The organism is Nitrosomonas mobilis (assembly GCF_900103035.1).
Classification (GTDB): domain Bacteria; phylum Pseudomonadota; class Gammaproteobacteria; order Burkholderiales; family Nitrosomonadaceae; genus Nitrosomonas; species Nitrosomonas mobilis.
In genome coordinates this window covers 84,824-100,233 of record NZ_FMWO01000045.1, presented here as the reverse complement: position 1 = coordinate 100,233, position 15,410 = coordinate 84,824, and the positions used below count along the sequence as shown (strand labels likewise).

At 46.2% G+C, this 15,410-nt stretch carries 15 protein-coding genes; all 15 read left to right on the top strand.

All coding sequences use genetic code 11. The features are described 5' to 3' along the window. Positions 1-130 precede the first annotated feature (130 nt). Positions 131-2,152, top strand: a complete 2,022-nt coding sequence (locus NSMM_RS06500; protein WP_090285793.1) for a TonB-dependent receptor — start codon at positions 131-133, stop codon at positions 2,150-2,152. Between the two features lie 209 nt (positions 2,153-2,361). Beyond that, complete coding sequence (locus NSMM_RS06495) at positions 2,362-2,697, top strand: c-type cytochrome (RefSeq protein WP_090285792.1); 336 nt, start codon at positions 2,362-2,364, stop codon at positions 2,695-2,697. Positions 2,698-2,763: 66 nt separating this feature from the next. Further along, the gene (locus NSMM_RS06490) at positions 2,764-3,501 is read left to right on the top strand and encodes a helix-turn-helix domain-containing protein (protein WP_245654706.1); all 738 of its coding nucleotides are present in this window, start codon (positions 2,764-2,766) and stop codon (positions 3,499-3,501) included. A 245-nt stretch (positions 3,502-3,746) separates the two neighbouring features. Continuing rightward, a complete protein-coding gene (gene rpsB, locus NSMM_RS06485) occupies positions 3,747-4,514 on the top strand; it encodes a 30S ribosomal protein S2 (RefSeq protein WP_090285790.1) in 768 nt (255 codons plus the stop codon). Positions 4,515-4,626: 112 nt separating this feature from the next. After that, positions 4,627-5,511 (top strand): translation elongation factor Ts, encoded by an 885-nt coding sequence (gene tsf / locus NSMM_RS06480; protein WP_090285787.1) that lies wholly within the window; start codon positions 4,627-4,629, stop codon positions 5,509-5,511. 22 nt (positions 5,512-5,533) lie between these two features. Continuing rightward, a complete protein-coding gene (gene pyrH, locus NSMM_RS06475) occupies positions 5,534-6,241 on the top strand; it encodes a UMP kinase (protein WP_281200896.1) in 708 nt (235 codons plus the stop codon). A 97-nt stretch (positions 6,242-6,338) separates the two neighbouring features. After that, on the top strand, positions 6,339-6,896 hold the full coding sequence (gene frr, locus NSMM_RS06470) for a ribosome recycling factor (protein WP_090285785.1): 558 nt from the start codon (positions 6,339-6,341) through the stop codon (positions 6,894-6,896). 8 nt (positions 6,897-6,904) lie between these two features. Beyond that, the gene (gene uppS / locus NSMM_RS06465) at positions 6,905-7,705 is read left to right on the top strand and encodes a polyprenyl diphosphate synthase (protein WP_090285783.1); all 801 of its coding nucleotides are present in this window, start codon (positions 6,905-6,907) and stop codon (positions 7,703-7,705) included. Positions 7,706-7,740: 35 nt separating this feature from the next. Further along, a complete protein-coding gene (locus tag NSMM_RS06460; RefSeq protein ID WP_090285781.1) occupies positions 7,741-8,568 on the top strand; it encodes a phosphatidate cytidylyltransferase in 828 nt (275 codons plus the stop codon). Further along, positions 8,565-9,785: a 1-deoxy-D-xylulose-5-phosphate reductoisomerase gene (gene ispC / locus NSMM_RS06455; protein ID WP_090285778.1), complete on the top strand. Its 1,221-nt coding sequence runs from the start codon at positions 8,565-8,567 to the stop codon at positions 9,783-9,785. The genes NSMM_RS06460 and ispC overlap by 4 nt, the downstream gene beginning before the upstream one ends. Positions 9,786-9,910: 125 nt before the next feature. Continuing rightward, positions 9,911-11,278 (top strand): RIP metalloprotease RseP, encoded by a 1,368-nt coding sequence (rseP, locus tag NSMM_RS06450; protein ID WP_090285775.1) that lies wholly within the window; start codon positions 9,911-9,913, stop codon positions 11,276-11,278. A 2-nt stretch (positions 11,279-11,280) separates the two neighbouring features. Then, positions 11,281-13,560 (top strand): outer membrane protein assembly factor BamA, encoded by a 2,280-nt coding sequence (gene bamA / locus NSMM_RS06445; RefSeq protein WP_090285772.1) that lies wholly within the window; start codon positions 11,281-11,283, stop codon positions 13,558-13,560. 87 nt (positions 13,561-13,647) lie between these two features. Next, the gene (locus tag NSMM_RS06440) at positions 13,648-14,166 is read left to right on the top strand and encodes an OmpH/Skp family outer membrane protein (protein WP_245654704.1); all 519 of its coding nucleotides are present in this window, start codon (positions 13,648-13,650) and stop codon (positions 14,164-14,166) included. Positions 14,167-14,188: 22 nt separating this feature from the next. Next, positions 14,189-14,632, top strand: a complete 444-nt coding sequence (gene fabZ, locus NSMM_RS06435; protein ID WP_090285767.1) for a 3-hydroxyacyl-ACP dehydratase FabZ — start codon at positions 14,189-14,191, stop codon at positions 14,630-14,632. Between the two features lie 187 nt (positions 14,633-14,819). Next, positions 14,820-15,389: a ribonuclease HII gene (gene rnhB / locus NSMM_RS06430; protein WP_090285764.1), complete on the top strand. Its 570-nt coding sequence runs from the start codon at positions 14,820-14,822 to the stop codon at positions 15,387-15,389. Positions 15,390-15,410: the final 21 nt, after the last annotated feature.

Genomic DNA, 15,410 nt, shown 5'->3' with positions numbered 1-15,410 from the left:
TGGATATTGCCAGTCTCAATCTCAATAATTAACATTTTAAAATCTTGGTGATTGACGAAACAGACAGTTGTTGTCAACCTGTAATAGATATGTTACAACATATCATATTTTAATTATTTGTTTGCAAAAAATGAAACCATTCGGAATTTTGGTTAGTTGGCTGGTTGTTATTGTGGGGGGCTGTTCATCTGTTCTGGCAGAAGAAATCACGCCTGTTTTAACGTTGCAACCTTTAACCATAACGGCAGACCCGCTTAGCAGAGGAGAGGCAAATATAGCGCAGCCGGCGTCCATTTTAAAGCGAGAGAGACTATTGACCAGGGATATGCGCAATATTGGTGAGGCTGTATCGCAGGAGTTGGGTGTTTCCAGTAGTGATTTTGGGCCGGGAGCCGGGCGTCCAATTATTCGGGGTTTGGGGGGCGCGCGAGTGCGAGTGCTGGAAGATGGAATTGGCACGATGGATGTTTCCACGATCAGTCCGGACCACGCGGTGGTGGCGGAGCCGCTATTTGCCGACCAGATCGAAATCTTTCGTGGCCCTTCCGTCTTGATGTATGGTTCGGGAGCCAGTGGCGGGGTAGTCAATATCGTGAATCGCCGTATACTTGAGCATGTGCCGGAAGCAATCGATGGCGATTTGTATGGACATTACAATTCGGTTGCGGATGATTTTACCGGTGCATTTCGTTTAAATGCGGGAGCGGGTAAATTTGCCTTTCATTTGGATGGCTTGAAGCGGCATACTGAGGATTATTCCATACCGGGTTTTGCCAGCGTTGATCCTGAGCCTGATGCTAAAAAAGGCAAACTCACGAATAGCGATATCGATACAGAGAGCTTTTCGGGTGGGCTGTCTCATGTTGGCGAGCAAGGGTTATTGGGTGTGGCGATCAGCCGTTTTAGAAATGATTATGGCGTGCCCGGAGATGACGACGAGAATGTCCGGATTAGGCAGCGTCAGACCCGCTTTGATATTAAGGGGGCACTGAATAATCCACTGCCAGGATTTCGTGTGGCCAAAACGCGCTGGGGTTATAACGATCATGCTCATAAGGAACTTGAAGGCGATGAAATTGGCACCTTGCTTTTGAATCGGGAGTGGGAAGGACGAGCTGAGCTATTGCACAACCCATTGGCAGGCTGGGATGGTGTGTTGGGGATGCAGTATCAGAATCGTAAGCTTTCCACTTCAGGAGAAGAAGCCTTCGTGCCGGATTCACAGGCAGAAGCCGTCAGCGGCTTTATGTTGGAAAAACTAAAACTCGATCGGTGGCAGTTCGAGATGGGAGGACGTTTTGAGCATCAGTTGGCCGGACGTCAAAAAGACAATTTAGCGGCCACACATAATGCATTCAGTCTTTCCGGTGGGACCACCTGGACATTTTTCGATGGATATTCACTGGGCGGCAATCTCTCGCATGCACAACGCGCGCCAGCGCTTGAAGAGCTCTTTTCCAATGGGCCGCACCTGGCGACCAATTCTTTTGAAATAGGTAATGCTTCCCTAAATAAAGAAAAATCCAATAGTCTGGATGTATTTATGCGTAAACGTGATGGTCGCTTTGAATGGACATTGAACCTGTTTGCCAATCTGATAGACGATTTCGTTTTTCTCCAGGAGGTGGATTTGGCAGATGATGGTGTAGCAGATCGAGTTGATTCGGAAGGTAGTCCTGCTGCCGATGGTTTATTGCTGTTGACACATCGCCAGAAAAAGGCCAGATTTCTGGGGTTCGAATTTGAAACCACGGCGCAGCTGCTGAATGATCGTCGTGGCAAGCTTGATCTCAGATTGTGGACGGATTATACGCACGGCAGACTTGCTGGTGGTGAACCTATCCCGAGGATGACGCCTCTGCGTTTTGGTGGCGCGCTCAATTATGGACGGGGACCTTGGCGCGGCATGATCGATGTGATGCGCGTAAATAAGCAAAGCCGGGTTTCATCACTAGAAACGGAAACAGGCGCTTATACGATGCTGAATATTCAAATGGAGTATGCGATCGATTGGAGAGCCGGAAATTACAGCTTATTTGTGCGAGGAACGAATCTATTGAATGAAGAAGCCCGCCGCCATACATCCTTCCTTAAGAACCGTGCACCGTTACCTGCTCGTTCGGCGATGGTCGGTCTGCGTATCAATTTTTGATTTACCGCGTTTAGTTGCATGCCGATGCCTTTGTCCGATTAAAACAGGTGACACGACTTGCGAATTCTACTGTTACCTTGACAGGCTCTTTTTCGGAGTAGCTTGTATGCTAAAATTTCTAGTTCGTTAGAGATAAAATGCGGGATGCTTTTTAGCTAACAGCGTACTTGACTTGACGGAAAAAGCTGACCATCTGGAGAAAATATAAAATGAAAAAAATGACTGCTTTGTCCTTGACTTTAACAGGCTATGCGTTAATCGTATTATTAAGTGGCTGTGCAAAGAATAGTGACTATATGCCTTCTGCTGGGGCAACCGGCGAAAGTATCTTTAAAGAGGCTTGTGCCAACTGCCATTCTCCCGTTAATGGAAAGGTAATGATACTGCGTCCCGAAATGGCTAATTCGGAAGCGATTATAGAGAGAGTCAGAAATGGCAAGGGATTTGGTATGCCGGCTTTCCCGAACCTGATGGGGGATTCTGTGCAAATGCTGGCTGATTATCTGCTGGAAAATGCAGGCACGTTGCCGGAAAAAGCTGAATAGCAACTCAGCTTGACGATTAATTTGTGATTTTTGTCTGAAACTTTTGATCAGAATTAGGCGGATGCCTTGTTAAATAAACTTGTGGCAGAGCATTCTGTGGTTGCGGCGCAGCAAAAACCAAGCTGTACTACATGCAGTTTGCGTGATGTCTGCCTGCCGGTTGGACTCGATGATGCTGAAGTACAGCATTTGAGCACGCTGATCAAGCATAAATTCAGAGTGCGACGTGGCGAATATCTGTTTCATGCAGGTGCTGACTTCAAGTCGTTGTATGCCGTAAAAAATGGTTTTTTTAAAGCCAGCATATTGAAAACTGATGGACGTACGCAAGTGACGGGCTTTTATATGACTGGCGAGTTGCTGGGATTGGGTGCGATCAGTCTTGAGAAATATAGCTGTGACACAATGGCGTTGGAAGATAGCGAGGTTTGTGAAGTGCCTTTTGCTAAGCTTGAGGAAATCGGGCGAGCCATTCCACCGCTGATGAATCAATTTCATAAAATCATGAGTCGTGAAATCGTTCACGATCATGATGTCATGATGCTGTTAGGCAGTATGAAAGCTGAGGAGCGTTTGGCCACATTTCTGCTAAATTTGTCGACTCGCCTGAGTCGGCGTGGTTATTCATCGACGGAATTCAATCTCAAAATGACCCGGCATGAAATTGGCAGCTATCTAGGGCTTAAACTGGAGACAGTCAGCCGATCTTTTTCGAAATTGCAAGAAGAAGGTCTGATCTCGATCAGCAATAAGCGCGTGAAACTGGAGAAAATCGCTGAGTTGTATCGCAAGATTGGCGATTGAGATTAACTGCCCGGCCCGCCATTCACCATAAATCGTCTGGCATTGAGTCGAAGTGGTTGCGTGTTATAATCCGGCACGAAGCGGATTACAGTTTGATTTTCGCCTAATGGATATAGCGGCATGGCTGTTTCATGCAGCTGTTTTTAAATAACATTTAATTTTATATCACTCGCGTCTGCTGGAAAGGGTGCCTTGTACATCAAGGAAGCGTGTCGGCAGGTGGCGGTTAACCCTAAGGAAATTTCATGGCAGTTACAATGCGGCAAATGCTTGAGGCAGGGGTACATTTTGGACATCAGACTCGTTTCTGGAATCCTAAAATGGCACCATTTATTTATGGTCAGCGCAACAAAATCCATATTATCAATCTTGAAAAAACGCTGACCATGTTCAATGATGCGTTAAATTTTGCGCGTAAAACTGCTGCAAACAAAGGCACCATTTTGTTTGTGGGTACAAAGCGTCAGGCAAGGGATATTGTGAAGGAAGAAGCTATGCGTTGTGGGGCACCCTACGTTGCCCAGCGCTGGTTAGGTGGAATGCTGACCAACTTTAAAACTATCCAGCAATCGATTAAACGGTTGCACGAGATGGAGAAGATGGAGCAGGACGGAACCATGGCTAAGCTGATCAAGAAAGAGGCGTTGAACTTTCAGCGAGAGATAGAAAAGCTAAACAGTAGCCTGGGTGGAATAAAAGATTTGAGAGGGCTGCCAGACGCTATGTTTGTGATAGATGTCGGCTATCAGAAAGGGGCAATTATCGAGGCTGAGAAGCTGGGGATCCCCGTAATTGGTGTGGTTGATACCAATCATAATCCAGCGGGTGCTAAATATGTGATTCCTGGAAATGATGATTCCAGTCAAGCGATCCGACTGTATGCGCGTGCGATGGCTGATGCTATTCTGGAAGGCCGCAACCAATCCATTCAGGAAATCATTGATCTTCAAAAATCGGATGAGGAATTGCTGGCATCAGCACCTGAGACTGATCAGTCTGCCGCTGAAGGCTGACTCAGGGGCTAGCATTGGTTCATGCGTTATCTAGCCTTTTCTCGAGGAGAATTGGTCAACAAAGTAACTACTTTTATCTTAATAAACTAAACATCTTGTATCTGGAGTAAATATGGCGGGAATTACCGCGAGTGTAGTCAAAGAATTGCGTGAACGCACGGGCTTGGGGATGATGGAGTGCAAAAAAGCATTGACCGAGACCGATGGTGATTTGAAGGCCGCAGAAGATCTTCTGCGGATACGCAGTGGCGCTAAGGCAAGTAAAACTGCTGGGCGTATTGCGGCAGAGGGAGTGATCAGCGGATTTATTTCTGCCGATGGTAAGCAGGGAGCCATGGTAGAGATCAATTGCGAAACTGATTTTGTTGCCAAAAACGAAGATTTTATCGAGTTTGCCAGGCAACTGGCGCAGCTGGCCGCAGAACAGCATATTGTCGATGCGGCTGCATTGTCCGCATTAACGCTTGCTGATGATAATACTGTAGAAGCACGGCGGCAAGCATTGGTGATGAAGCTGGGTGAGAATATCAGTGTGCGGCGTGTGGTCAGTTATGAAACTGAGAGTAGACTGGCCATGTATCTGCATGGCAGTAGAATCGGAGTCATGCTGGATTTCACCGGGGGTGATGAGGTACTTGGCAAGGATATTGCCATGCATATCGCGGCAAGCAAACCAGTTTGTGTGTCCAGTGACCAGGTGCCCGCGGAATTGCTGGCGCGTGAACGCCAGATATTTGAAGCACAAGCAGCTGAAAGCGGCAAGCCAGCCAACATCGTAGAGAAAATGGTCGATGGCCGGATCATTAAATACTTGGCTGAAGTAACTTTGTTGGGTCAGCCATTTGTTAAAAACCCAGATCAAACAGTGGAAGCACTATTAGCAGCAAAATCAGCCAAAGTAATGCGTTTTTCCTTGTTTGTGGTTGGTGAAGGCATTGAAAAGAAATCCGAGGATTTTGCCACTGAGGTGATGGCGCAAGTGAATCAGACAAAGTAAAGCAAAATCTGGCGGTGTTGCATTGATCTATAAACGTATTCTGTTGAAGCTGTCCGGAGAAGCGCTGATGGGTGAGGCGCAATATGGTATTGATCGGACTATTGTTGAACGAATAGTGATAGAGATTGCCAGTGTCCTGCAAATGGGCGTAGAGGTAGCAATTGTGGTCGGTGGCGGAAATATTTTTCGTGGGATGAAATCGGCTGGCGATGGAATGGATCGTGTAACTGCTGATTATATGGGCATGCTAGCTACCACCATGAATGCACTGGCATTACATGACGCAATGAAGCATGGGGGTTTGGTTTCGCGAGTACAGTCCGCGTTGCGGATTGATCAGGTTGTTGAGCCCTATATTCGAGGCAAAGCGCTACGCTATTTAGAAGAGGGTAAGGTAGTCGTGTTTGCTGCTGGCACTGGGAATCCGTTTTTTACAACAGATACTGCTGCTGCGTTGCGTGGCATGGAGATGAATGCGAATATCGTGCTCAAAGCAACCAAGGTTGATGGTATCTACACCAGTGATCCCATTATTCATTCCGATGCAAAGCGATACCAGCAGCTGAGTTTTGATGATGCAATTAGCCAGAACCTACAGGTAATGGATGCAACTGCATTAACATTGTGCCGGGGTCAAAATCTTTCCATTAATGTATTCAGCATATTTAAGACTGGTGCATTAAAACGGATTGTCATGGGTGAGAATGAAGGTACGCTCGTAACTGTTTGATTTTTTGTTAAAAGATATGTAAAAATTGATCTACATAAAAATATATAACGGTTCGTGGCATTAAGCAGATATTTTTAAATAAACTTCCTGATAAGCAATGATCGTCGAGATAAAACATTCCGCAGAACAAAAAATGCAGAAAAGCCTGGAAGCACTCAAGCTTGATTTCAGTAAAGTCAGAAGTGGCCGCCCTCATACGGGATTACTTGATCATATTGTAGTGGATTACTATGGTGCGCCAACTCCGATCAAACAATTGGCCAATGTGATTTTGGCTGACGCTCGCACGATTGGTGTGGTGCCTTGGGAAAAAAAACTGATGGCAGCGATAGAAAAGGCCATACGGGATTCTGATTTGGGGTTGAATCCTTCAACTGTTGGTGAGATGGTGCGGGTGCCAATGCCAGCACTTACTGAGGAAAGGCGTCGTGATCTGACTAAGATTGTCAAAGCCGAGGCGGAGAATGCGCGTATCGCCATGAGAAACATACGTAGAGACAGTAATGCACAGCTAAAAGAATTACTTAAAGATAAATTGATTGCCGAGGATGATGACCGGCGTGGTCAGGAGGAAATTCAAAAACTGACCAATCATTATATTGCTGAAGTTGATAAGTTACTGCAACTTAAAGAATCTGAACTCATGGCGGTTTGAGCAAATACATGCCGGATGAGTTAGTCAGTTCGACTGTTCAGCTTCCTGAGATCGGCGATGTCCCAAGACACGTTGCCATTATCATGGATGGAAATGGTCGCTGGGCAAAACAGCGGCACCTTCCTCGTGCTGCCGGGCACAAGCAGGGATTAGAATCTGTACGCGCGATTATTAAAGCCTGTATTGAGCGTGAAATAAAATATCTGACTATTTTTGCTTTTAGCAGTGAGAACTGGCGCAGACCGGAGGATGAAATAAAACTCCTGATGCAACTTTTTCTCATAGCACTTGAGCGAGAAGTGAGCAAGCTGCATGAAAATGGTATTCGCTTCAGAGTAATAGGAGATATTAGCAAACTGGATAGCCGCATTGTTGACTGCATCCGCCAAGGAGAAATACTGACGGCGAGTAATAGCCGCCTGTTTTTTACTGTGGCAGCTAACTATGGTGGGCGCTGGGATATCATGCAGGCGGTACGCAAGATGATGATCCAAGCGCCCCATTTGCAGACCAACTTTACCGAAGCAGATTTGTCCAGACATCTGGCGCTAGCGGATGCGCCCGAACCTGATCTGTTTATCCGTACTGGTGGAGAATGCCGTATCAGTAATTTTTTATTATGGCAATTAGCGTATACGGAGCTATATTTCACTGAAACTTTGTGGCCGGATTTTGATGCTGCTTCACTGAATAGAGCAATCGTTTCTTATCAGCAGCGAGAACGCCGTTTCGGTCGAACCAGCGAGCAGCTTGCTGCCGCTGTGCCACAACAGGCAATTTACAAGACGAACAGAGACCGTTCTAACTAATACCCCTATTCTATCTGCCTGTAACAGCCTATCCTATGCCCGGCACCCGAATTCTCACTGCATTAGTTTTATTGACTACCTTTCTGGTTGCATTATTTTATTTGCCGCCTATTTTTTGGTCGATGCTGCTCCTTGGTCTAACAGTAACTGCCGCCCGGGAATGGTGTCGACTTGGTGGCTTCTCGGTAAATCAGACCATTTTCTACCTAATTGCGACTACTTTATTGGGAGGGGAGCTTTTGTTCCTACTTGGCGAAGCAGTTATTGTCGATACAGTAAGCACATCGTTTATCTGGCTATACGGCGCTTCAATTGTGTTCTGGCTGTTGTTTGCTCCCATCATGCTAAAAATAGGACGCGTGTTTAAAACCAGCTGGATATTTATGATATTGGGCTGGGTAATATTGCTACCCACTTGCCTGGCTTTATATCAGTTGCGTGCAATTGAACCTTTATTGCTGCTGGGTTTCATGGGTGTAATCTGGGTGGCAGATAGCGTTGCTTATTTTGCCGGTCGCGCCTTTGGCAAGCATAAACTTGCGCCGCAGATCAGTCCCAGGAAAACCTGGGAAGGTGTATTCGCTGCTTTGGGTGGTGTGCTCATCTATGCGGTCATCTGGTCATTCTGGATGAATAGTGACGACAAATTAATCCTGTGGCTGCTGCCTTTTTTACTGATGCTGACTGTGCTGGGTATCATTGGCGATCTGTTTGAATCGTTGTTAAAGCGACAGGCAGGTGTCAAGGATAGCGGGAAAATATTGCCTGGTCACGGTGGTATACTGGATCGGATTGATGCGTTGACTTCGACATTGCCTCTCGCCGTCTTGGCCGTAATTTTATTTTATTCGAAAGTAATATGACTACGAAACGTCATCTGACTATACTCGGCTCAACTGGCAGTATTGGGGAAAGCACTCTGGATGTGGCGGCACGACATGCAGATAGATTCTTAGTTTTAGCTCTGACCGCCAATCAGAACAGCGAAAAACTGTTTACACAATGTTTGCAATTCCAGCCCCGTTACGCAGTCATGCTCAACCCGCGTAGCGCGGATGATCTGGATAATAAAATTCGTGCGGCAGGGCTTGATACTGTTGTGCTGGCAGGCATCGAATCGCTGGAACATGTTGCCTCGTTGCCAGAAGTTGATACGGTGATGGCTGCGATCGTTGGAGCGGCCGGTATCCGCCCGACGCTTGCTGCCGCACGTGCGGGTAAGCAAATTTTATTAGCTAATAAGGAAACATTAGTGATGGCTGGCGGTATCTTCATGGATATCGTACAAAAGCATCATGCGAGCTTGTTGCCGATTGACAGTGAACACAATGCCATATTCCAGTCGTTACCGCATGAGTTTAATGCAGATCTGGCTTTGTCCGGTATTCGCCGTATTTTACTCACGGCTTCAGGCGGGCCTTTTCGTCAGGTAGAGTTGGCGGAGTTGGCTAGTGTGACACCTAAGCAGGCATGCGCCCACCCCAACTGGATAATGGGGCGGAAAATATCGGTTGATTCCGCTACCATGATGAATAAAGGGTTGGAGGTAATTGAAGCGCATTGGTTGTTCAACGCCCATCCCGATCAAATCCAGGTGGTGGTGCATCCCCAGAGTGTTATCCACTCAATGGTTGAGTATGTCGATGGTTCTGTACTCGCGCAACTGGGTAATCCGGATATGCGAACGCCGATTGCGCACGCGCTTTGTTATCCAGAAAGAATGGAAAGTGGTGTGCCATCGCTGGATTTATTTGATATTGCACGTCTTGAATTTGAAACTCCGGATTTTGAACGCTTTCCATGTTTGAGACTAGCTTACGAGGCATTGGCAAGGAAAGGCAACATGCCAACTATTATGAATGCAGTTAATGAAGTCGCAGTTGAATCTTTTCTGAATGGTAGAGTGCCATTTCTGGCCATTCCGGCGATGATTGAACAGGTTATGCAATCATCACCATGGCAGGAAATTACGACCTTGGATGAAGTCCTGGCAGCAGATACTTTCGCGCGTGAGTCGGCCATGGAATGGCTGGCGCGTAGTTATGGATTAAACAGCTTGTATTCAGTTGCAGCTGTTTAGTTACGTTGCTTTGTATAGCAAGTTTGTATCTTGCAGGTTCGTACGAAAAACAGTCAATAGCAGAACACTCCGCCCCACCCATTTAATTATTACGAATCCAGCCTGCGAACCAAATCTACCCTAATATGACACTATTATCTACTCTGCTGGCCTTTGTGATTGCGTTGAGTTTGTTGATTACCTTTCACGAGTTTGGTCATTATCTGGTGGCGCGCTGGAGTGGTGTCAAGGTATTACGCTTTTCCATTGGCTTCGGTCGTCCTGTGTATAAAAGGAAATGGGGGCAGGATCAAACGGAATGGGTTGTAGCAGCCATTCCTTTGGGTGGTTATGTAAAAATGCTGGATGAACGTGAAGGATCAGTTCCAAGGCATGAACTGACGCGCGCATTTAATCGTCAGCCAGTTTTAAAACGTTTTGCCATTGTTGCAGCAGGTCCGTTAGCAAATTTTCTGTTGGCAATTCTGCTTTATTGGGCGCTTTTTGTAGTTGGGGTGACCGGAATGAAACCGGTATTGGGCGATATCCAACCTATGACACTGGCGGCTACAGCTGGGTTGCATGTTGGTGAAACTATTACCAAAATTGATAACCAACCCGTTGCAACCTGGCAGGATGTTCGCCTTGTCCTACTGGATCGTGCTGTCGATCGAGATGCAACTGTCAGGCTGGAAGTCATGGCTGAAAATGGAGTCATACACAAACGCACGCTCGATCTCAGTACACTTCACCCTGATGAATTAAATGCAGATTTTCTTGGTAAGATTGGTTTGAGTGTGTATAGACCTGTATTAACTTCGGTGATTGGCCAGGTAATCGCCGGCAGTGCTGCGGATAAAACGGGGTTGCAGGCAGAGGATGAAATCCTGGCGATTGACGGTAAGGAAATTTTGTACTGGGATGAGGTCGTAAGTGAAATACGTGCCAGTCCGGAGCGTGAGCTTGAAATAGAGGTTCTGCGCGACAAATCCGTCATGAAATTGATATTGGTGCCGGAGAAAGCACGTGAAGATCAATCCGAAATAGGTAAGGCAGGGATTGCCCCGAAGATCGAACATGCTGCGCTGGAAAATTTGCTGATCACAATCAGCTACTCACCTTTTACTGCGCTTGTTAAAGCGATCGCCAAAACGTGGGATATGACCTACTTCACCTTGCGGATGCTTGGCAAGATGATGACGGGAGACGTTTCTTTAAAAAATGTTAGTGGCCCGATTACCATTGCGGACTATGCTGGCCAATCTGCTCAGATGGGAATAGTGGCCTACCTTGGTTTTCTGGCGCTGGTGAGTGTCAGCCTGGGGGTATTAAATTTACTGCCAATCCCCGTGCTGGATGGAGGACATTTGATGTATTACGTTATTGAGATGATTCGCGGCGCACCACTTTCTGAAAGAGTGATGGAGATTGGGCATCAGATCGGTATGGGGTTATTGGTAACGTTGATGTTGTTTGCATTGCATAATGATCTGCTGCGCTTGATTTCAGGATAGGTATGGGGTTCCGGAATTGTCTGTTGGTGATGGCGTTATGCTGTTCCAGTGTATGCATAGCAGAAGATACGTTTGTCATTCAGGATATTCGCGTGGAGGGCATACAGCGTACTGAAGCCGGTACCGTGTTCAGTTACCTGCCGGTCAAGGTGGGAGATGTACTCGACAAGGCCAAAGTGAGTGCGGCGATCAAAGCATTATATGCCACCGGATTCTTCAGGGATGTCAAGCTTAAGGCGGAAGGGTCGCTATTGATTGTACAAGTGGAGGAACGACCAGCAATTGCGCAAATTACAATTAATGGTGCTAAGGAGTTTGACAAGGACAAGCTGAAAGATGGCTTGAAGCAGGCAGGATTATCCGAATCGCGTATTTTCAATCGCTCCTTGCTGGAGAAAGCGGAGCAGGAGTTAAAGCGTCAATACATCAGTCGTGGCAAGTATGCCGTAAAAATCACTACCACCACCACTCCGTTGGAACGTAATCGTATTGGCATCAATTTCGACATCAAGGAAGGTAGAACTGCCCGAATCAAGCAAATCAATATTATTGGCAATCATACTTTTAGTGAAAAAAAAATATTGAAGCTTTTCAGTTTACAAACCCCCAATCTATTGACTTGGTTTAATAAGCAAGACCAGTATTCCAAACAAAAATTATCGGCAGATATCGAGGCATTGCGTTCGTATTATCTTGATCGTGGCTATCTTGAGTTTAATATCGATTCCACCCAAGTCTCTATTACGCCAGATATGAAAGATATCTATATCACCATTAATGTGACGGAGGGACCGCAGTATACGGTTTCGGATATCAAGCTTGCCGGTGAATTGATCGTGCCAGAGGAAGAGTTGCGCAAATTGATCAAGCTCGAGGTCGGTGGCGTGTTTGTGCGCGAAAAACTGACCGAGTCCATTAAATTAATCAGTGACAGGTTGGGAGATGATGGCTATGCATTTGCCAATGTCAACGCCGCGCCAGAACTGGATAAAGAGACGCATCAGACCGTATTTACTTTTTTCATTGATCCGGGACGACGAGTTTATGTTAGACGAATCAATGTTAGTGGCAATGAACGTACCCGGGATGAAGTGATCCGGCGAGAGTTTCGCCAGATGGAGGGAGGGTGGCATTCTACAAGCCAGATCAATACCTCACGGCGACGTATTGACCGGCTTGATTTCTTTACCAGCGTGAATGTCGAGACACCGCCCGTGGCAGACGTGCCTGATCAGCTGGATATCAATGTGAGTGTTGTTGAGAAACCAACCGGAGCAATCATGTTTGGTGCTGGTTATTCTGACAGGGAAGGGATTATTCTGAACGGGTCGATCGCACAAAATAATATTTTTGGTACCGGCAATTTTCTTAGTTTGCAGGTGAATACCGGCAGCGTTAATAAAATCCTCTCCGCGTCATTCACCAATCCTTATTACACCATTAATGGTGTCAGCCTGGGGCTGGAAGCCTTTAGAAGAGCAATCAATACCCGTTCTCTCAATAGCGTCGGGGTATTTAATACCGATACTACTGGCGCCAGTATTCGTTTCGGGATCCCCGTCGCAGAAAATGATTCCATTTCATTGGGACTGGGATTTGAGCAGACTAAAATAAAACTGCGCGATGATAGCCCACAACGGTTTGTAGATTTTGTCGAACGGTTTGGTAAAAATTCTACCAGTTTTCCATTGACGTTAAGTTGGGCGCGTGACCGACGGGATAGCGCGATCTGGACAACTTCCGGCCTGACGCAACGTGTATTTGGTGAATTCAGTGCGCCGATCGCTGATCTCCGCTACTATAAAGTCAGTTTGGAGCAGCGCTGGTTTTATCCGCTGACGAAGCATTTTACGTTGATGCTCAATGGTGAAGTGGGTGTCGGGGATGGTTATTCTGGCAAGCCATTGCCTTTCTTTAAAAATTTCTTTGCGGGCGGGTTTAATTCCGTACGCGGCTTTAATATCAATACATTGGGGCCACGTGATAATGATAATAGGGTTCTTGGTGGCAGCAAACGGATTGTGGGAAATATCGAAGTATTATTTCCTGTTCCATTTATGCTGGAAGATAAAAAGGTCCGCTTGAGTGCATTTCTAGACGGCGGTACGATTGTCAACTCTTTCTCCGGGCTTGGTTCCAACGATTTTCGTTATGCTGCTGGCTTGGCCGTTACCTGGATTTCACCGATGGGCCCCCTGAAATTCAGTGTTGCACAGCCTTTCAATGATCAGCCTGGTGACAAAGTACAACGCTTTCAATTCCAACTAGGACAAACTTTCTAATTAGCGATAAATAAGCGTGGGGTGTAGATGAAGTTTGTATTGAACGGGTGGTTGTCGAGAAAGTTCGTTAGCATGCTGATACTGGCTATGGCATCACTACTTTTGCCACAAACTGCGGATGTTTGTGCCACGGAGATCAAGATCGGCATCGTCAATACTGAAAAAATTCTAAGAGAGTCTATCCTTGCCATCAAGGCTCAAAAAAGAATTGAGCAGGAATTCAAGTTACGCGATAGCAAGGTCAAGGAACTTTCTTCTCAGATTAAAAAACTTCAGCAACAGCTGGAAAAGCAGTTGAGTACCCAAACAGCTGATTCATCCGATAGACGTGCCAAAGAGCGTGAGCTTGCAAGTATCAGTCGGCAACATCAGCGTGAACAGCAACAAATGCGGGAAGATTTGAGTCTGCGCCAGAATGAGGAATATGGCCGAATCCTGGATCTGATTAATCAGACCATCAACAAACTAGCCTCAGAGCAAGGTTATGATCTGATTCTTCAATTGCAGGACTCAGTGTACCGTAGTGCGCGCATCGATATTACCGATCAGATAATGTCTATATTAGATGGGCAAGAAAAGAAACCCAAGAATCTGAAAACAAAATAACAGCTACGAAAGGAAGCATGAAATGACCGCTATGGATATCCATGAAATTCTCAAGTATTTGCCACACCGTTACCCTTTTATCCTGGTGGACAGAGTGGTTGAGCTCGAAAAAGGAAAGCATATCCACGCATACAAGAATGTATCGATCAATGAACCTTATTTTAGCGGACATTTTCCTCACTATCCGGTCATGCCAGGTGTGTTGATCGTAGAGGCATTGGCGCAGGCAGCAGCAATATTGACCATACGCAGTGAAGGCACCAGTCTTGATTCAAATAAGGTTTACTATTTTGTTGGAATTGATGCGGTGCGTTTTAAAAAACCAGTGATAGCGGGAGATCAGCTGGTTCTAAAAGTAGTGATCAGCCGGCAGATCAGAGGCATATGGAAGTATGCTGCTGTCGCTGAAGTTGATGGTCAGATCGTGACCGAGGCACAGTTGATGTGTACGGCGCGCGCAATTTAAGGCTACGTCCTGAATGGATGTTGTACTGGCTGCATTAGCAGTCATGGGCGCATCTAAGAACCCGTATTTCGTCACAATGCGTTGTTGTCTGTAAAAAATTTTACTTGTATATCAATCGTATGTTGCGTCAATATTTTGTATTTGCGCCTGATCTTATTTAGAACTCTGAATTTTTAGAGGCGCCCTCATGTATTCAGAAAAAATAATTTATGGTGTGGACGAGGCGGGTAGGGGGCCATTGGCTGGTGCAGTGTATGCAGCCTGCGTAGCACTGAATCCCAAACATGTGATAGCAGGGTTGGCCGATTCAAAAAAACTGACTGAACAAAAACGTGAAACTTTAGTCAAGGAAATTAAACTTCACGCTATTGCCTGGTCAGTTGCCAGTGCTTCAGTGACAGAGATTGATCAGCTGAATATTTTGCAAGCCAGTTTACTCGCGATGAAAAGGGCCATCGAAAAGATTTCCCCACCTAAAAATGCACTGATACTGATTGATGGTATGCATACGCCTCAATTGAGTTATGAAGTACAAGCCATCATTAAAGGTGACGAGAGGGTAGCGGAAATTTCTGCTGCATCCATTCTGGCTAAAACGACACGGGATGCGGAAATGCTACGCTTGCACGCATGCTATCCGATGTATGGTTTTAATCACCATAAAGGCTATCCTACCAAGATGCATCTAGCCGCAATCCACCGATACGGTATTTGTGGCATACACCGTCGCAGTTTTGCACCTTGCGCCAAATTTTAGAAGTGATCTGAAAACCAAACG